Origin of the sequence: Alcaligenes endophyticus, from assembly GCF_026344035.1 — a bacterium.
Classification (GTDB): Bacteria; Pseudomonadota; Gammaproteobacteria; order Burkholderiales; family Burkholderiaceae_B; genus Alcaligenes; species Alcaligenes endophyticus.
Map to the genome: position 1 here is coordinate 64,862 of NZ_JAPKND010000007.1, position 17,366 is coordinate 82,227.

The following is a 17,366-nucleotide window of genomic DNA, read 5'->3' on the forward strand; positions in this document are numbered from 1 at the left end:
TGCATACGGCGATACTGTTTCGCTGTGTGCACGGTTTTTTTATTGTAAGGATTCTCCTAATGTTCAATAAAGTAAGCAAGTCGTTCCAGTACGGTGAGCACACAGTAGTGCTGGAGACAGGCGAAATAGCACGTCAGGCGTCAGGTGCCGTGCTGGTTTCTATCGGTGATACCGTTGTGTTGGCAACGGTAGTAGGTGCAAGCAAAGCTAAAGCAGGTCAAGACTTCTTTCCCTTGACCGTAGATTACGTAGAAAAAACGTATGCTGCCGGTAAAATTCCTGGTGGTTTCTTTAAGCGTGAGGGTAAGCCTTCCGAGCGCGAAATTCTGATTTCCCGCTTAATCGACCGCCCGTTGCGTCCTTTGTTCCCCGAAGGTTTCTACAACGAAGTGCAGGTAATTATTCATGCCTTGTCAGTCGATCCAGAGATCGATCCAGATATCGCTGCCATGATCGGTGCTTCGGCCGCGTTGGCCATCTCGGGCATTCCATTTGACGGTCCGGTGGGTGCAGCACGAGTGGGTTATGTTGACGGCGCATACGTGCTGAATCCTTCCGTTAGCCAGTTGAGCACTTCACAAATGGACTTGGTGGTGGCGGGTACGGAAGCGGCTGTGCTTATGGTTGAGTCTGAGGCGCAACAGCTTAGTGAAGAGGTAATGCTGGGTGGAATCGTGTTTGCTCACGAGCAAATGCAAGCAGCGATTAACGCGATCCATGAGCTGGTTGAAGAAGCCGGTAAGCCAGAGTGGAACTGGCAGGCTCCTGCAGCGAATACCGCTTTGCAAGAAGCGGTGCGGGCGGCTGCTCAAGACGGTCTGAAGCAAGCTTATCAATTGCGTGAAAAACAGGCTCGCACGGTTAAAGTGCGTGGAGTATACGAGCACGTCCATGCGACATTGGCTGCTCAGGCTGAGGCGAATGGTACCGAGGCTCCTGATTCGGTCGAGGTTGATAACCTCTTGTTTGAGCTGGAAAGCAAACTTGTACGTAGTCAAATTTTAGCGGGTGAGCCGCGCATCGACGGTCGTGATACACGCACTGTTCGCCCTATCAGTGTGCGTTTAGGTGTATTGCCGCGTGCTCATGGTAGTGCTTTGTTTACGCGCGGTGAAACCCAGGCTCTAGTGGTTGCCACATTGGGTACGAAGCAAGACGAGCAAATTATTGACTCGGTATTGGGCGATCACCGTGATAGCTTTATGCTGCACTATAACTTCCCCCCGTTTTCTACCGGTGAAACCGGTCGTTTTGGTGCGCCGAAGCGCCGGGAAATTGGTCACGGTCGTTTAGCTAAACGCGCCTTAAGCCCTTTGTTGCCTAAGCACGAAGACTTCCAGTATTCGATTCGTTTGGTGTCTGAAATTACCGAGTCAAATGGTTCCTCTTCCATGGCGTCGGTGTGTGGTGGCTCATTGGCCATGATGGACGCAGGTGTGCCATTACAAGATCACGTAGCGGGCGTTGCTATGGGTCTGATCCTCGAAGAGGGCAAATTTGCGGTATTAACGGATATCCTAGGTGACGAAGATCACCTAGGCGATATGGATTTCAAAGTAGCGGGTACCGAAAATGGTATTACTGCTTTGCAAATGGATATCAAAATCCAAGGGGTTACCAAAGAAATTATGCAGGTGGCTTTGGCTCAAGCCCATGAAGGTCGCATGCATATCTTGGGCAAAATGCGTGATGCAATTATGGGTTCACGCACTGAAATGTCCGAGTTTGCGCCTCGTATGCTGTCTTTGAAGATCAATCCTGAAAAAATTCGCGATGTTATCGGTAAGGGTGGGGCGACTATCCGTGCCCTAACCGAAGAAACTGGCACGCAAATTGACATCGGCGATGACGGTACCATTACCATTGCCAGTGCCGATTTAGACAAAGCTCGCGAGGCAGAGCGTCGTATTAAGGAATTGACCGCCGAGGTGGAGGTAGGTCAAGAATACGAAGGTCCGGTCATGCGATTGCTTGATTTCGGCGCCATAGTGCAAGTTTTACCAGGTCGTGATGGCTTGCTCCATATTTCGGAAATTGCTAATTACCGTATCGCCAATATTAACGATGTCTTGAAAGTAGGGCAGCTCGTTAAGTTCAAAGTTATTGAGGCCGATGACAAAGGACGTTTACGTCTATCTGTTAAGGCTATTGGTGGCATCGAGGCGCAAGGTGGTGCTTCCGAAGTGGCCGCTACGCAAGAATAAGCTTTAGGTTTAGCTTGTAGCGATTAACCCTTCAACGCCGCGGTGTTGAAGGGTTTTTTTATGGGAGTACGGCGCGTGTTAAGAGCAATGTGCTAAGTACGCTGAAAGAGGAGGACTGGCTTTTTATCTTTAGTAACATCTTGCTTGGATGTGTTGCTATATTTCCTTGTTAGGTGTTTTTTTATATAAAACAAGGGCTTAGTGTTTTTTTGTGGGTGGAATATAGACGCTTTTTCAGGTGTGCGTTTGTAGCGTGCTGGGGCCTAGTGCTACCCTTTTAGCAGTCTTTCTTTTTATTCGTATGGAATTATTTTACTCATGACAGATAACGCTATCTTGCCAAGCGCCAGGCTGTTAAATCTGCGAGCGTTTATGCTCGCTTTTTTATTGGCAGTGTGTGGTTTATTGTCACCCGTTTGGGTTCAGGCCCAAGAGCAAACTGAGCCCGCTCAAGAAACCGCAGCGGGTTACGAAGCTCTGGCTCAGGTGTTGGGCAACGAGCAATTGCGTACGCAGCTTATTGAGCAGTTGCGCGCTTTGGCGGCAGAGCAAGATGGCTCCCTAGTGCAAGAGCCCGACTCTACCGTGCCAAATATCGTTTCAACCCAACCGGAGTTGATTCAAGCAAGTGACACGAACGAATTTGTGTGGCGTCTGCAAAGCTTTGCGCAACATTTACGCTCTGATGTCGTGCAGACGTGGCAGGTTTTACGCCAATTGGGGCGCGGTGACCCCGCTTCAGTGCAAAGTTTACAGAATTGGCTGCCTGCGCTGATCAATCTATTGATAACAATTTTAGTGGCTGGGCTGGCTTTCCTGTGTTGCAGATGGTTGGCTAAACCAGTGTTTCGTCGTTTTGATACCTGGGCAAAAAAAGTGCCGTCATTCGCTCCTGCCGTGTCTGAGCGCCCCGACAGCGCGCCAGCCAGCAAGGAGCTTGATGAGATTAAGGAAGATGACACGCAGATGACGGGCGACTTTGCACACTTGCAGGTGACGTCTACCGAAAGTATGCAGTCAACCGCCACAGAGCGTCCCCACTATAGTGTGCGTCATTACCTTCTACGTTATGGCAAGTTGCGTAAGCTCGTGGCGGTATTGGGTGCTTTTTTCATTGATGTATTATTGATTTTTGCTGCAGCCCTAGTGGCATATGTCGTGGCTGTTGCATTGCCCAACTCAGGTCAACAAACCACCTTATTTTCCTTACAGTTTTTGACAGCCTTTGTGGGCGTAGAGTTAATTAAGGTAGTGAGCCGAGGCATATTTGCAACCGGCTACGACCAATTGCGTTTGTTGCCCATTAATAACGACAGCGCCGCATACTGGAACCGTTGGGTGTCGATAGTAGTGGTGGTGGGTGGGTATGGGTTATTAGTCCTTGTGCCGGTATTGCAGGCAATTTTGTCCCCAGCCTTTGCGAATGTGATGGGTGCGGTATTGATCTTAGCCGTGTATATCTATGCGGTGGGCGTCCTATGGAGTCGTCGGCATGCGGTAACAGAAACGCTTTTAAAGCAGGCTGAACATGCGGACGGCGCTTTCAGTGGCACTTTATTGCGCATCATCGCTCGCGTGTGGGTATGGCTGGCCTTGCTCTACTTTACCGTGCTGTTTTTTGTGACCCAGGGTGATCAGCAAAATGCCTTGAGTTTTATGGCTAAAGCTACAGGACAAACTTTATTAGCATTGTTGTTGGGTGGAGTGGCTTCGCTGATTTTAAGCTCTTTATTGTCCCATCGTTTGCATTTATCGGCTCGCTGGAATCATGCTTTTCCTTTGCTTGAAGAGCGCTTGAATTCTTACGTTCCCGTAAGTCTACGAGCCCTACGTTTACTGGTATTGGTCAGCGTTCTAGTTAGTATTTTTGATGCTTGGAATTTAGTCGATTTACGCACCTGGTTTAGTAGCGGCCAGGGGCAGTTGGTTATTAACACGGTGGTGCGCGTGGCAGTGGTGCTTATCATTGCCGCCATGACATGGACTATCTTGGCTAGCATTATCGAGCATCGTTTAAGCGCGTCAAACGTACATATGCCCACCGAGCGTGAAAAGACCTTATTAATGCTCTTTCGTAACGCATTAGCCATTGTTATTTTGACGATGACAGTATTGATTGTGCTGTCCCAAGTAGGAATAGATATAGGGCCGTTAATCGCCGGGGCGGGTGTCGTTGGGTTGGCGATTGGTTTTGGGGCGCAGAAGCTGGTCCAAGATGTCATTACGGGAGTCTTTATTCAGCTTGAAAATGGCATGAATCAGAATGATGTGGTGGAGGTAGCCGGCTTATTTGGCGTAGTGGAAAAACTAACCATCCGCTCGGTCGTCATTCGTACGCTGGACGGGGGTTACCATTTAGTACCATTTTCTGCGATTGACTGCGTGGCCAACCACACGCGTGACTACGGGTATCACTACGGGGAATATTGCGTTGGGCTGCGTGAGTCCGTGGATGAAGCCATAGCATGTTTGCGTTTGGCGTTTTTGGATACCAAACAAGATCCCGAGGTCGCGAGCGCTATTTTGGAGGATATTTCTATTCCAGGGGTAACCTCGTTAAATCGAGAGGGCTTTACCATACGGGTGCTAATTAAAACCGCTCCTGGCATGCAGTGGGCGGTTCAGCGTAGTTTTAATCGTTGGGTAAAAATACATTTCGATGCTGCTGGCATAGAGCTACCCTATCCGCATACGGTGCTGCATTTTGGTCGCGATAAAAATGGCTATGCTAGCCCCGCTGATATACGAATGGTCGATGCCGTAGCGCAAAATAGTCGTGGCGCTGAAGTGGTTCCGCCAGCAGGGCAAACGTTGCGCCCTTTATCTACTGAAGCATAACGTTGAATCGCCTGTCCTACATTGAGACGAAGTGCGCTAAGCCCAGCGTACTTCGTCAGGAGTGTAAACAGGCAACGCTTGTGACGCCAGTTGGCGATAGGGCGCGCTAGCGGGGCATAGTAGTACTTGTGTGGCGGACAGTAAAAAGCCCTAGCAAGAATATACTTTGCTAGGGCTTTTAGTATCTTGGTGCATCCAGCCGGAATCGAACCGGCACGGGCAATGCCCGAGGGATTTTAAGTCCCTTGCGTCTACCTATTCCGCCATGGATGCAGCGGGTGTTTTTTGGCGGAAGCGGTGAGATTCGAACTCACGGATGAGTTACCCCATCGCCGGTTTTCAAGACCGGTCCATTCAACCGCTCTGGCACGCTTCCTTGTTTAGGCTGATGTTTTAACATAATTTATTCAAATAGGCTTGTGCAATTTGGATAAAACTATTATTTAAACTGCCTAAACTCCATACAATTAAAGCGTGCGATACGCGTTAACTAGGAAAGCTAATAAGTGTAGCGCAAAATTTTCATTTAGTCATGCCTTTATAGGGTTTTTCCTGATTAATCGGTACGTGATGCAGGTGCGGCTTGGACTAAGTAGGGTTTTTTAGGCTATGGTGTGGCCCGCAAACGCAGTTGGGGCTGTAAAAAGGCTATAACTATGTATCTATTGACGATGAAAGGATGCACATGATGAAAGCAGTGGAAATCACAGAGTTTGGTGGGCCAGAGGTCCTGGTGCTGGGTGATCGTCCTATGCCAAGTTGGCAGGCGGGTGAGGTAGTAGTGAAAGTGGCTGCGGCTGGTGTTAATCGTCCAGATACTTTTCAGCGTCAAGGTGGCTATCCTCCGCCACCAGGTGCTTCTGATATTCCCGGTTTAGAATTGGCAGGTGAAATTGTGGCCGGTGATGTGGCGCAAAGTGGTTTTGCTATAGGCGATAAAGTGTGTGCCTTGGTGTCGGGAGGCGCGTACGCCCAGTATTGCGTGGTGCCTGTGCAGCAGTGTTTACCTATTCCTAAGGGGCTATCGCTGATTGAAGCAGCGGGTTTGCCGGAAACGTTTTTTACTGTCTGGAGTAATGTGTTCGACCGGGGCGAGCTCAGCCAAGGCGAAAGTCTGTTAGTGCACGGCGGCGCCAGTGGTATAGGAACCACAGCCATACAACTGGCGGTGGCGTTGGGGCATACCGTCTACGCTACGGCGGGAAGCGACGAACGGGTGGCGGCCGTCAATAAGCTAGGTGCCATTGGCATTAACTATCGCACGCAGCAGTATGAAGAGTTCATCCAAGAGCATACCCAAGGCAAAGGCGTCAATGTGGTGCTAGATATGGTAGCGGGTGAATACATCAATCGCGACTTGAAGTGTTTGGCGGACGACGGGCGGGTGGTTATTATTGCTTTATTAGGCGGCGCGCGGGCTACCGTCAATTGTGCAGAAATTATGCGACGTCGTTTGACTATTACTGGGTCTACGTTGCGTGCTCGTTCCGTGGCTTTTAAGGCTTCCATTGCTAACAGCTTGCGTGAACATGTTTGGCCATTATTAGAAAGCGGTGTCATTGCGCCACAGATCTATGCACAATTTCCATTACACGATGCAGCCCAAGCGCATGCCATGATGGAAGCTGGTGAGCAAGTAGGTAAAATTATCTTGCTGGTAGAGTAAGAGAATTCTTGTTAGGCGAATATAAGCAGCTCGCGCTACAATAGCGGGTTGTTAGTTAGCTTATTTAAAATATTTACTATCTCTTGAGCGGGTAAAAGCAAGTTCATGGCGGTACACTCTTTGCGCAAGCGACTGCTTGTGGGTAATTGGAAAATGCATGGCTCATTGCAGGGCAATGCGCAATTGTTGGCCGAGTTAAAGCAAGGGGCAGGTAGCGCGCTGGCCTGCGACTTGGTTGTTTGTGCGCCTTATGTGTATTTGTCGCAGCTGGCGTCTTGCCTTAAAGGCTCTGCTATAGCTATAGGAGCCCAGGATGTCAGCGCGCATGCTCAAGGTGCGTATACGGGCGAAGTATCAGCTTCCATGCTGGCCGATATACAGTGTGCTTGGGTGATCGTCGGTCATTCTGAGCGTCGCCAATATCATGCGGAAAGCAATCAGTTGGTCGCCGCTAAATTGCGACAGGCTCTCGATGCTGGGTTAAAGCCTATACTTTGTGTGGGTGAAACTCAGCAAGAGCACGAAGCGGGTGTTACCCATTCCGTGATTATCGAGCAATTACGTTGTGTGCTTGACTGGCCGCTTTCTGACTTGCAAAAAATTTGTGTGGCGTATGAGCCTGTGTGGGCAATTGGAACTGGCTTAAGTGCAACGCCAGATCAAGCTCAAGAGGTGCACGCATTAATACGCGCTCAGTGGCCTGATAGTATCGCTCATACGTTGCACATACTTTATGGTGGCAGTGTGAAGCCCGATAATGCGGCTGATCTATTTGCCATGCCAGATATCGACGGCGCCCTTGTTGGGGGGGCATCTTTGCATGCTCATGATTTTTTACATATTGCGGCCGCTTAAGGTCACGGAGTTTTTGAATGGGTAATTTGTCTTCCGTATTGCTAGCGGTGCAAGTATTGTCTTCGCTGACGATTATCGGCTTGGTGCTGTTGCAGCAAGGCAAGGGTGCAGATATGGGTTCTGCGTTTGGCAGCGGTTCTGCAGGTAGTGTATTTGGTGCGGCCGGTGCGGCCAACTTTCTGTCGCGCCTAACCAAATGGGCTGCAGTGGTGTTTTTTGTCACAACGGGTGGGTTGGCATGGGTAGCGCACCATCCTAGTCAGCAACTTACTGATGGGGTGATGCAGGGCTATGAGTCCGCCGTGCCAGGTGGTGCCACTGAAAGCGTCGTGCCTTCGAATCAGGTGCCGGCCGTGCCCTCGCTAGAGGTTCCTTCGGTGAGCGGAACGCCGGCCGAGGTGCCATCAGCGCCTGCGCAGCAGGCTGATAGCGATATGCCAGCAGTGGACAATAGCGTTCAGGCAGATGATAAGGCTGCTAGCGACCTACCTGCCGCCCAGTAGGCTTTCGGTATTCTAGTAAAACCACCCCGCGGGGTGGTTTTTTGTTGCTATAAAGCTATTTGCCTCTTCGATTTGGGTGGTATTGTTCTTTTTTTAGTGTTTTAAGCGCATTTCGGATTGTTTTTGTTTGTTTCGTGCTATAGTAATCGTCTTTGCATATTTGCCGACGTGGTGGAATTGGTAGACACGCTATCTTGAGGGGGTAGTGGCGAAAGCTGTACGAGTTCGAGTCTCGTCGTCGGCACCAAATTACAAATATTTAAAAACCCGCTTAATTAAGTTAGGCGGGTTTTTTTATATGCTTCGTTTTTGGGTTGTTCGGGTGTTGTGGTGTTCTTGGAATGCAATCAGCCTGCTTGGGGTTGCTGGGCGCTTGCTTTTTGTTGGATGTGGCTTGCTTGAGGTGAGTTTGGTATTTAAGCGAAAAATCAGCTAATACCAATACTTAGCTGATTTCATTCAAGTTATTTCTAGCCAGAAGAGGTGTCTTTGTTTTGCAAAAGCTCTGGTTTTTGTGAGCCTGCTAAAAGGCCTGTTTATGGGGTTTTTGCTATGTTTTGTTGTGTATAGCCAACATGAAAAGCGGAAAGATTCACCTTTGAACAGGCTTTCGTAGTCAAGTCGCCAGAATTTTGATGCAATAGCACTTAACTTCCCATTGCGGAGTTAGAAGGAGCAGCAGCACTGTTGTAGTTGGGCTGCTCTGATTTACTCAAATCTACGGAGATTTCTTACATGAAAAAGACTCTGCTCGCTGCTGCTCTGATGGCCGGCTTCGCTGGCATCGCACACGCAGAAACGTCTGTCACGCTGTACGGTATCGTTGATGGTGGTATTGGTTTTAACCAGTACAAAGGTTCGGGTGTGTACGGTGGTTCTGGTAACTCCATCACATCCAAAAAAACTGGCTTGATCAACGGTGTTCAGTCTGGTAACCGCTGGGGCCTGAAAGGTTCTGAGGATCTGGGCGATGGCCTGCGTGCTGTATTCCAATTGGAAAGTGGCTTTGACTTAGGTACTGGTGGCTCCGCTCAAGGTAGTGCTAAAGTAAACAATCGTTTGTTTGGCCGTCAGGCTACTCTTGGTTTGGCTGGTGATAGCTGGGGTCAGTTAGACTTCGGTCGTCAAACCAATATCGGTTCCAAGTACATGCCTGGTATCGTTGATCCATTTGGTGGTGGTTTCGATCAGGCTAACGTCGGTGCTGCATTTACTTCCGTAAATACAGTTCGCTACGACAACTTGGTTACATACCAAACTCCTAACTTCTCTGGCTTCCAGTTTGGGGTTGGTTATTCTTTTAATACTGACGGTGCTCAGGCTTATAAAGAGTCCGGTGGTCTGGAAGAAAACCAACGCGCTATCACTACAGCGCTGCGTTACTCCAACGGTCCTATCGGTCTTGTTGCTACATACGATCAGCGTAAAACAGCCGAGTTCTACAGCGGCAATAATGTTGTTGGTGGAGACACTGTTAAGGCCTGGAATATCGGTGGTAGCTACGACTTTGAAGTTGTAAAAGCGTCTTTGGCTTTTGGTCAAACTCGTGATGGTATGTTTGCGACTCAGTCCTTCAGCGGCGAGCGTTTGCCAGCTAATATTAACGGTAAGGGCTTGAAAGTTAACTCTTACTTGGTTGGCTTGTCCGCTCCAGTAGGTGCTGGTAATGTAATGGCATCTTGGACAATGGCTGACCCACGCAGCGCTCCTGATGCTTTCCAAGGTACAGGCGCTGAGTTCAAGAAGCAGCATACATACAGCTTGGGTTACACACACCCACTAAGCAAGCGCACGAACGTATACGCAATTGGTTCCTACGCCAAGAACGTACACTTCTCCACAGATGCTAAGTCCACACTGGTTGGTGTTGGTCTGCGTCACCAGTTCTAATTGGGTTGCGTAGGCAACTACGCACTCAGCAGCAGGTCATCTTAATGATGACCTGTATAGAGCCTAAAGCCACTCTTCGGAGTGGCTTTTTTGTTGTTTCGTATTCTTATGGTGTTGTTCTGTTCTTGTGTTTTTCCTGTTCAGTGAAAATTACAAAAATCAAGATCTGCGCGTATTTCAATGAAAATATGATGCCTTCTAGCAACGCTTAATGAGCTTGACGCCTCTGTGTGGTTATCCCCCGAAAGATGGCTCTCAAAATGCTACAATCCAAGAGTTTATTTACTGCGATTGGATGCTTTGCATGACTAACTTGCAAGAGTACTTCCCTGTATTGCTGTTCATTATTGTGGCTACAGGTATAGGTTTGGCGCTATTGACGGCGGGTCGTTTACTTGGTCCTAACCGCCCTTATGATGAAAAGCTATCTCCTTACGAGTGTGGCTTTGAGGCATTTGGCGATTCCCGTATGAAGGTAGATATTCGTTACTACCTCATCGCCATATTGTTCATCATGTTTGATCTGGAAATTGCCTTTTTGTTTCCCTGGGCGATGGCTAATGGCACCGTAGGGTTAGTAGGCTTCTGGACTGTCATGGCATTTCTGGCTGTATTGACAGTCGGCTTTATCTACGAATGGAAAAAAGGCGCCCTGGATTGGGAGTAATCTCGGTGTCATGTCACTAGGAGTGACGGGTGTGAGGTTTATACGGCTTGCGCAAGCGGCTAGTAAACTTGGTAAGCAAATAGGGCGTAGCAGTCTGTGGGACTGATGCCGGCCCGCTAAAAGGCATACAATTATGGCTATCGATGGCATTCTTAAAGAAGGTTTTGTAACCACCAGTGCAGACAAATTGCTGAACTGGGCAAAAACAGGCTCTATGTGGCCCATGACGTTCGGTCTGGCCTGTTGTGCCGTGGAAATGATGCACGCTGGTGCAGCACGTTACGACCTTGATCAATTCGGCATTATTTTCCGTCCCAGCCCGCGTCAGTCTGATCTTATGATCGTGGCTGGTACGCTGTGCAATAAAATGGCACCTGCCTTGCGTAAGGTCTACGACCAAATGGCAGAGCCTCGCTGGGTGGTCTCTATGGGCTCCTGTGCCAACGGGGGTGGGTATTATCACTACTCGTATTCGGTGGTGCGTGGTTGTGATCGTATCGTACCCGTAGACGTGTATGTGCCCGGTTGCCCACCTACGGCCGAGGCGCTGGTTTACGGCTTGCTGCAAATGCAAAACAAGATTCGTCTGACCAATACGATCGCCCGCTAAGGCGGTGCCTCTTTAGGTTGAAATGAGACTATGACACGGCTAGAAACTCTAGAGAAAAACTTACGCTCAGTGCTGGGCGATGATATTAAATTAAGCTGCGCGTTGGGCGAGCTTAGTTTGGAAACACCGGCGGAGAGCTGGGTGGAAGTGTGTACAACCTTACGGGATCACGCAGACCTGCGTTTTGAAACCTGTATTGATTTGTGTGGCGTTGATTATTCCGCCTGGCGCGCTCCTACTTTTCAGCCTGATCCCAGCCTGTTTCCACACCGCTACGCAGTGGTGTTGCATCTAACATCGCTTACGCATAATTGGCGCTTGCGTGTGCGCACGTTTGTGCCTAACGATGATTTTCCAACTTTGCCCACCTTGTTCGACGTTTGGCCAACGGTCAATTGGTTCGAACGTGAGGCTTTCGACTTATTTGGGGTGGTGTTTGAAAACCACCCAGACTTACGTCGTATTTTGACTGATTATGGTTTTATCGGTCACCCATTCCGTAAAGATTTCCCGATTTCGGGTTACGTTGAAATGCGCTACGACACCGAGCAACAACGAGTCATCTATCAACCCGTTACCATTGAGCCACGCGAGATCACTCCTCGGGTTGTGCGCGAAGATGATTACGGAGTAGGGCGCTAATCATGGCAGAACTTCAAAATTACACTCTTAACTTTGGTCCTCAGCACCCCGCCGCACACGGTGTATTGCGTCTGGTGCTAGAGCTAGACGGTGAAGTGATACAACGTGCAGATCCGCATATTGGTTTGCTGCATCGTGCCACCGAAAAACTAGCCGAGCATCGCACTTTTTTGCAGACCTTGCCCTACATGGATCGACTGGACTATGTCTCCATGATGGTCAACGAGCATGCTTACTGTATGGCTGTTGAAAAGCTTACAGGGGTACAAGTGCCGTTGCGTGGGCTGTATATACGCACCATGTTCGATGAGATCACGCGTATCTTGAATCACCTCATGTCGGTGGGGTCCCATGCCCTCGATGTGGGTGCCATGGCCGTGTTTTTGTATGCCTTCCGTGAGCGTGAGGATCTTATGGACGTGTACGAGGCCGTGTCAGGTGCTCGTTTGCACGCTGCCTACTATCGGCCTGGTGGTGTATATCGCGATCTGCCCGAGAAAATGGCACTGTACACAGGTAACAAGTACCGCTCCGAAAAAGAACTGAAAGCGATGAACGAGGCTCGTTCAGGCTCGTTGTTGGACTTTATCGAAGATTTCACCAACCGTTTCCCCGCATGTGTGGACGAATACGAAACCTTGTTGACCGATAACCGTATCTGGAAGCAGCGTTTGGTTGGCGTCGGTGTGGTTGATCCAGATCGTGCCAAGGCCTTGGGCTTTACAGGCCCTATGTTGCGTGGCTCAGGGGTAGAGTGGGATTTACGTCGTGTGCAACCTTACGGGGTGTATGACCGCCTTGAGTTCGATATTCCCGTGGGTACCAACGGCGACTCTTACGATCGTTATCTGGTGCGTATAGCTGAAATGCGCGAAAGTAATAAGATTATTCGTCAGTGCGTACAATGGCTGCGTAATAATCCAGGTCCAGTTATTACTGAGGATCATAAAATAGCGCCGCCCAAGCGTGAAAAAATGAAAACAGGTATGGAGGAGCTCATCCACCATTTCAAACTGTTTTCCGAAGGTATGCACGTGCCGGAAGGCGAGGCCTATGCCGGGGTAGAACACCCTAAAGGCGAGTTCGGTATCTATTTGATATCCGACGGAGGCAACAAGCCCTATCGCATGAAAATTCGTGCCCCTGGCTTTGTGCACCTGCAGGCCCTAGATGAAATGACACGCGGTCACATGATTGCTGATGCGGTCACTATCATCGGGACGCAGGATATTGTGTTTGGTGAAATCGACCGTTAGGTCGCACCAGAATATACGGAACCGAATTATGTTGCTTTCCGAATTAGCCTATCAAAAAATCGACCGGGAACTGGCGAAGTTTCCAGCCGATCAGCGCCGTTCTGCCATCATGGCAGCACTGGCTATTGCCCAGCAAGAAAAAGGCTGGGTGTCGCCTGAAATTATGGCCGATGTGGCTCGTCACATTGGTGTCGAGGCGATCGCCGTGCAAGAAGTGGCGACTTTCTACAATATGTTTAACTTAAAACCGGTTGGGCGCGTGACGATTACCGTCTGCACTAACTTGCCCTGTGCCCTGCGTGACGGGGTGAAGGCCGGTGAGTACTTAAAAGAAAAATTGGGTATCGATTACGGTGAAACCACCGCTGACGGCCAGTTCTCGCTCTTAATGGGTGAGTGCATGGGGTCGTGCGGTGATTCACCCGTGATGCTGCTAAATAATCAGCACATGTGTGTGCATATGCAGCCCGAGCGTATCGATGCCGTGCTTGAGGAATTGAAAAAACACGGAGAGTCGGCATGAGTTCACCGGAGATTCTGCGCAGACTAGCTCAGGGGCTCGCACCCGATCCTGGAGCTAATCTGTCGCGCAGTATGATCTTCCACGATCGTCATATCCAGCCACAAATTTTGGCGGGCTTAAACGGTACTGACTGGGGTCTGGAAGACTACGTTAAACGTGGCGGTTACGAAGCTTTACGTAAAATTTTGACCACCGGTATGACACCGGACGATGTGATTGCAGAAGTTAAAGCTTCAGCGTTACGTGGACGTGGTGGCGCGGGCTTCCCTACTGGTTTGAAGTGGAGCTTTATGCCCCGCACATTACCAGGTCAAAAGTACTTAGTGTGTAACTCGGACGAGGGTGAGCCTGGTACGTTTAAAGATCGTGATATTTTACGATTCAACCCACATATCGTTATTGAAGGGATGGCTATTGCCGCGTTTGCGATGGGCATTAGCGTGGGTTACAACTATATTCACGGCGAGATTTTCGAAGTCTATGAACGTTTCGAGGAAGCTCTAGAGCAGGCGCGTGCAGCCGGTTTCTTGGGCGATAATATTCTAGGCTCGGGTTTTAACTTCCAGTTGCATGCTTTCCACGGTTACGGTGCCTATATCTGCGGTGAAGAAACCGCTTTGCTGGAATCGCTAGAAGGTAAAAAAGGGCAGCCGCGCTTTAAACCTCCTTTTCCGGCCAGTTTTGGTTTGTACGGTAAACCTACCACCATCAATAACACTGAAACCTTTGCGGCGGTCCCATGGATTATTCGCCATGGTGGGCAGCAGTATTTGGATATCGGTGTAGCTAATGCGGGCGGCACCAAAATCTTCTCCATTTCTGGTGATGTCGAGCGGCCGGGCAATTATGAAGTACCTTTAGGTACTCCTTTTGCCACCCTCCTAGAAATGGCAGGTGGTGTGCGCGGTGGTCGTAAGTTGAAAGCGGTTATTCCAGGGGGCTCTAGTGCGCCGGTATTGCCTGCTGACATCATGATGCAGACTAACTTGGATTATGACTCTATCGCTAAAGCCGGCTCCATGTTGGGCTCTGGCGCTGTGATCGTAATGGATGAAACGCGCTGTATGGTGAAATCCTTACTGCGTCTATCGTACTTTTACTATCACGAAAGCTGCGGCCAATGCACTCCGTGTCGTGAAGGAACGGGTTGGCTTTGGCGCATGGTCAAGCGCATTGAGAATGGGCAGGGGCGTCCAGAAGATTTGGACATGCTCGATGAGATTGCTCATAACATCATGGGCCGCACGATCTGCGCTTTGGGTGATGCTGCGGCATTGCCTGTACGCAGTTTTGTCAAGCATTTCCGCGACGAGTTCGCACACCACATAGAGCACAAAGGCTGTGTGGTGCCTCAATATTTGTAGGCCGGGACAAAGTAATGGTAGAACTCACCATCGATGGCATTAAGGTAGAAGCCCCAGAGGGCAGCATGGTCATACAGGCTGCTCATAATGTTGGGGTCTATGTGCCGCACTTCTGTTATCACAAAAAACTTAGCATCGCTGCTAACTGCCGCATGTGTCTGGTTGACGTGGAAAAAGCGCCGAAGCCTTTACCGGCTTGTGCTACTCCAGTTACCAACGGCATGATCGTGCACACGCGCTCCGAAAAAGCGGTAGCCGCTCAAAAAAGCGTGATGGAGTTTCTGTTAATTAACCACCCCCTAGATTGCCCCGTGTGCGATCAGGGCGGGGAGTGTCAATTACAAGACTTAGCGGTTGGTTATGGCGCGGATGAATCGCGCTACAAAGAAGAAAAGCGTGTGGTCGCCGCTAAATCCATGGGGCCACTTATCTCCACCGATGCCATGCAGCGTTGCATTCACTGTACACGTTGTGTGCGCACCGGAGAAGAGATCGCTGGCGTACAAGAAGTGGGGATGTTGAACCGCGGAGAGCACGCGGAAATCACCACCTTTATTGGTCAAGCCGTTGAGTCCGAACTCTCCGGCAATATGATTGACGTTTGCCCCGTAGGGGCCCTGCTGTCCAAGCCGTTCCGCTTTAATGCGCGTACGTGGGAACTGGCTCGTCGTCGCAGCGTTAGCCCGCACGATAGCGTTGGTGCTAACTTAGTCATTCAAGCTAAGCAAGACAAAGTACTGCGCGTGGTGCCCTTCGAAAACGAAGAGGTGAACGAGTGCTGGATTAGCGACCGTGACCGTTTTTCTTACGAAGGCTTGTACACCGAAGATCGTTTAACCCACCCCATGATGCGTGATGATCAAGGCGAGTGGCGTGAGGCCTCTTGGAGCGATGCCCTACAACACGTGGTACATGCCACGAATGCTGTACGGGAAAAGTTTGGCGCTGACCAACTAGCCTTTATTGGTAGCCCAAGCTCTACCGTTGAAGAGCTTGCTTTGTTGGCGCGTTTGGCCAGGGCTTTAGGTTCAGAAAACGTGGACTTTCGCTTGCGTCAAACCGACTCTCGTTTAGATTCAGTATTAAGTGGTACGCCTTGGCTAGGTATGCCGTTGACTGAACTCAATGAGCTAGACCGTGTATTGGTTGTGGGCTCTTTCCTGCGTAAAGATCATCCCTTGATGGCGCAGCGTTTGCGTCAGGCGGTCAAACGTGGCGCTCAGGTGTCTTTTATTGACTCGGCGGCTGATAACCCCTTGTTTGCCGCAATTGAGGCACGCATTACGACTAAACCTAGCTTATTACCCACAGCCCTAGGCGAGGTATTGGTGGCGATTGCTCAGGCAAATGCCCAGCCTTTACCCGCTGGTTTTGATACGCTACAGGTTTCCGCTCAAGCCCAGCAAATTGCTGACAGCTTACGTAGTGGTGAGCGTGTGGCAGTGTTGATCGGTAATATGGCTATCTCTTCGGATGTGGCCACAGAAATTCTGGCTAATGCGGCCGCCATTGCTCAAGCCGTGAACGCAAAGCTAGGCTTCCTGACGGCAGGGGCGAATACGGTGGGTGGATACTTGGCTGGCGCGGTGCCTGCCAAAGGTGGCCTGACAGCGGAACAAATGTTGGCACAAACTCAACGTGCTTACTTTGTCCTGAATGTCGAGCCGGCCATGGATAGCGATTTAGGTGCCCGTGCGGTAGAAACCTTAAAAGCGTCCACGCTGGCAGTGGCTTTCACCTCTTATCGTTCTGCAGCGCAAGACTGGGCAGATGTCATGTTGCCTATTGCCCCCTTTACAGAAACCTCCGGCACATTCGTGAATGCTGAGGGGCGGGTGCAAAGCTTTAAAGGTGCGGCGGCTCCGGTTGGCGACACACGACCAGCATGGAAAGTGTTGCGTGTGCTGGGTAACTTGTTTCAGCTCGATGGTTTCGATGACGAAACCTCTGAGTCAGTACGTGATTTAGTGATGGCGGCTGGCGTGGAGTCGCGTCTGTCTAACCAAATCAAGGGCGACCCAGTATTGAATCAAGTGGATGCTAACGCACTTGAGCGTGTGGCTGATGTGCCTATCTACCGTACGGATGCATTGGTACGTCGTTCAGAGCCCTTGCAGGCAACGCCTGCCAGTGCACTACCGACAGCCCGTATGCACTCACAGCAGTTGCAAGCGTTAGGTCTATCAGATGGTGATCAGGTGCGTGTTCGTAGTGCGCAAGGCGAGATTGTCTTGCCAGCGCAGGCTGATGACACCGTGGCCCAATCAGCGGTTCGCATTGCATCGGCATTTCCTCAAACTGCCGCACTCGGCAGCGCTTTTGCGCCACTGACTGTGGAGCGTGCATAA

Annotated in this window: 13 protein-coding genes and 3 tRNA genes; 14 read left to right on the plus strand and 2 right to left on the minus strand. The window is 50.1% G+C overall.

Annotated features, from left to right (window positions below):
• Positions 1-59 precede the first annotated feature (59 nt).
• Together pnp and OSH01_RS12575 are read left to right on the plus strand one after the other, a co-directional pair.
• A complete protein-coding gene (gene pnp, locus OSH01_RS12570; RefSeq protein ID WP_266124465.1) occupies positions 60-2,204 on the plus strand; it encodes a polyribonucleotide nucleotidyltransferase in 2,145 nt (714 codons plus the stop codon).
• Between the two features lie 318 nt (positions 2,205-2,522).
• Complete coding sequence (locus tag OSH01_RS12575) at positions 2,523-5,042, plus strand: mechanosensitive ion channel domain-containing protein (protein ID WP_266124466.1); 2,520 nt, start codon at positions 2,523-2,525, stop codon at positions 5,040-5,042.
• Positions 5,043-5,229: 187 nt separating this feature from the next.
• Here OSH01_RS12575 and OSH01_RS12580 read toward each other — a convergent pair.
• Together OSH01_RS12580 and OSH01_RS12585 are read right to left on the minus strand one after the other, a co-directional pair.
• Positions 5,230-5,315, minus strand: a tRNA-Leu gene (locus OSH01_RS12580).
• A 13-nt stretch (positions 5,316-5,328) separates the two neighbouring features.
• A tRNA-Ser gene (locus OSH01_RS12585) sits at positions 5,329-5,418 on the minus strand.
• 312 nt (positions 5,419-5,730) lie between these two features.
• Between OSH01_RS12585 and OSH01_RS12590 the strand changes: the two genes are divergently transcribed.
• The 12 genes from OSH01_RS12590 to nuoG all read left to right on the plus strand — a co-directional run bounded on the left by OSH01_RS12590 (position 5,731) and on the right by nuoG (position 17,366).
• Entirely contained in the window at positions 5,731-6,708 is a 978-nt protein-coding gene (locus OSH01_RS12590) for an NAD(P)H-quinone oxidoreductase (protein ID WP_266124573.1), read from the plus strand.
• 105 nt (positions 6,709-6,813) lie between these two features.
• Entirely contained in the window at positions 6,814-7,563 is a 750-nt protein-coding gene (gene tpiA, locus OSH01_RS12595; RefSeq protein ID WP_266124467.1) for a triose-phosphate isomerase, read from the plus strand.
• A 17-nt stretch (positions 7,564-7,580) separates the two neighbouring features.
• Positions 7,581-8,066, plus strand: coding sequence for a preprotein translocase subunit SecG (secG, locus tag OSH01_RS12600; RefSeq protein WP_266124468.1), 486 nt, complete (start codon positions 7,581-7,583; stop codon positions 8,064-8,066).
• Between the two features lie 162 nt (positions 8,067-8,228).
• Positions 8,229-8,313 (plus strand) — tRNA-Leu (locus OSH01_RS12605).
• Positions 8,314-8,801: 488 nt separating this feature from the next.
• A complete protein-coding gene (locus tag OSH01_RS12610) occupies positions 8,802-9,956 on the plus strand; it encodes a porin (RefSeq protein ID WP_266124469.1) in 1,155 nt (384 codons plus the stop codon).
• A gap of 304 nt (positions 9,957-10,260) precedes the next feature.
• Positions 10,261-10,623, plus strand: a complete 363-nt coding sequence (locus OSH01_RS12615; protein ID WP_266124470.1) for an NADH-quinone oxidoreductase subunit A — start codon at positions 10,261-10,263, stop codon at positions 10,621-10,623.
• 133 nt (positions 10,624-10,756) lie between these two features.
• Entirely contained in the window at positions 10,757-11,233 is a 477-nt protein-coding gene (locus OSH01_RS12620; RefSeq protein ID WP_266124471.1) for a NuoB/complex I 20 kDa subunit family protein, read from the plus strand.
• A gap of 30 nt (positions 11,234-11,263) precedes the next feature.
• Positions 11,264-11,875, plus strand: a complete 612-nt coding sequence (locus tag OSH01_RS12625) for an NADH-quinone oxidoreductase subunit C (protein WP_266124472.1) — start codon at positions 11,264-11,266, stop codon at positions 11,873-11,875.
• Positions 11,876-11,877: 2 nt separating this feature from the next.
• On the plus strand, positions 11,878-13,131 hold the full coding sequence (locus OSH01_RS12630) for an NADH-quinone oxidoreductase subunit D (protein ID WP_266124473.1): 1,254 nt from the start codon (positions 11,878-11,880) through the stop codon (positions 13,129-13,131).
• A gap of 28 nt (positions 13,132-13,159) precedes the next feature.
• Positions 13,160-13,654 (plus strand): NADH-quinone oxidoreductase subunit NuoE, encoded by a 495-nt coding sequence (gene nuoE, locus OSH01_RS12635; protein WP_266124474.1) that lies wholly within the window; start codon positions 13,160-13,162, stop codon positions 13,652-13,654.
• Positions 13,651-15,018: an NADH-quinone oxidoreductase subunit NuoF gene (nuoF, locus tag OSH01_RS12640; protein WP_266124475.1), complete on the plus strand. Its 1,368-nt coding sequence runs from the start codon at positions 13,651-13,653 to the stop codon at positions 15,016-15,018. The genes nuoE and nuoF overlap by 4 nt, the downstream gene beginning before the upstream one ends.
• Before the next feature lie 14 nt (positions 15,019-15,032).
• Positions 15,033-17,366: an NADH-quinone oxidoreductase subunit NuoG gene (gene nuoG / locus OSH01_RS12645; protein ID WP_266124476.1), complete on the plus strand. Its 2,334-nt coding sequence runs from the start codon at positions 15,033-15,035 to the stop codon at positions 17,364-17,366.

Excerpts from the sequence above, each read along its gene's own strand:
- pnp (WP_266124465.1), top strand. The coding sequence starts at position 60 with ATGTTCAATAAAGTAAGCAAGTCGTTCCAGTACGGTGAGCACACAGTA.
- OSH01_RS12575 (WP_266124466.1), top strand. The coding sequence starts at position 2,523 with ATGACAGATAACGCTATCTTGCCAAGCGCCAGGCTGTTAAATCTGCGA.
- OSH01_RS12590 (WP_266124573.1), top strand. The coding sequence starts at position 5,731 with ATGAAAGCAGTGGAAATCACAGAGTTTGGTGGGCCAGAGGTCCTGGTG.
- tpiA (WP_266124467.1), top strand. The coding sequence starts at position 6,814 with ATGGCGGTACACTCTTTGCGCAAGCGACTGCTTGTGGGTAATTGGAAA.
- secG (WP_266124468.1), top strand. The coding sequence starts at position 7,581 with ATGGGTAATTTGTCTTCCGTATTGCTAGCGGTGCAAGTATTGTCTTCG.
- OSH01_RS12610 (WP_266124469.1), top strand. The coding sequence starts at position 8,802 with ATGAAAAAGACTCTGCTCGCTGCTGCTCTGATGGCCGGCTTCGCTGGC.
- OSH01_RS12615 (WP_266124470.1), top strand. The coding sequence starts at position 10,261 with ATGACTAACTTGCAAGAGTACTTCCCTGTATTGCTGTTCATTATTGTG.
- OSH01_RS12620 (WP_266124471.1), top strand. The coding sequence starts at position 10,757 with ATGGCTATCGATGGCATTCTTAAAGAAGGTTTTGTAACCACCAGTGCA.
- OSH01_RS12625 (WP_266124472.1), top strand. The coding sequence starts at position 11,264 with ATGACACGGCTAGAAACTCTAGAGAAAAACTTACGCTCAGTGCTGGGC.
- OSH01_RS12630 (WP_266124473.1), top strand. The coding sequence starts at position 11,878 with ATGGCAGAACTTCAAAATTACACTCTTAACTTTGGTCCTCAGCACCCC.
- nuoE (WP_266124474.1), top strand. The coding sequence starts at position 13,160 with ATGTTGCTTTCCGAATTAGCCTATCAAAAAATCGACCGGGAACTGGCG.
- nuoF (WP_266124475.1), top strand. The coding sequence starts at position 13,651 with ATGAGTTCACCGGAGATTCTGCGCAGACTAGCTCAGGGGCTCGCACCC.
- nuoG (WP_266124476.1), top strand. The coding sequence starts at position 15,033 with ATGGTAGAACTCACCATCGATGGCATTAAGGTAGAAGCCCCAGAGGGC.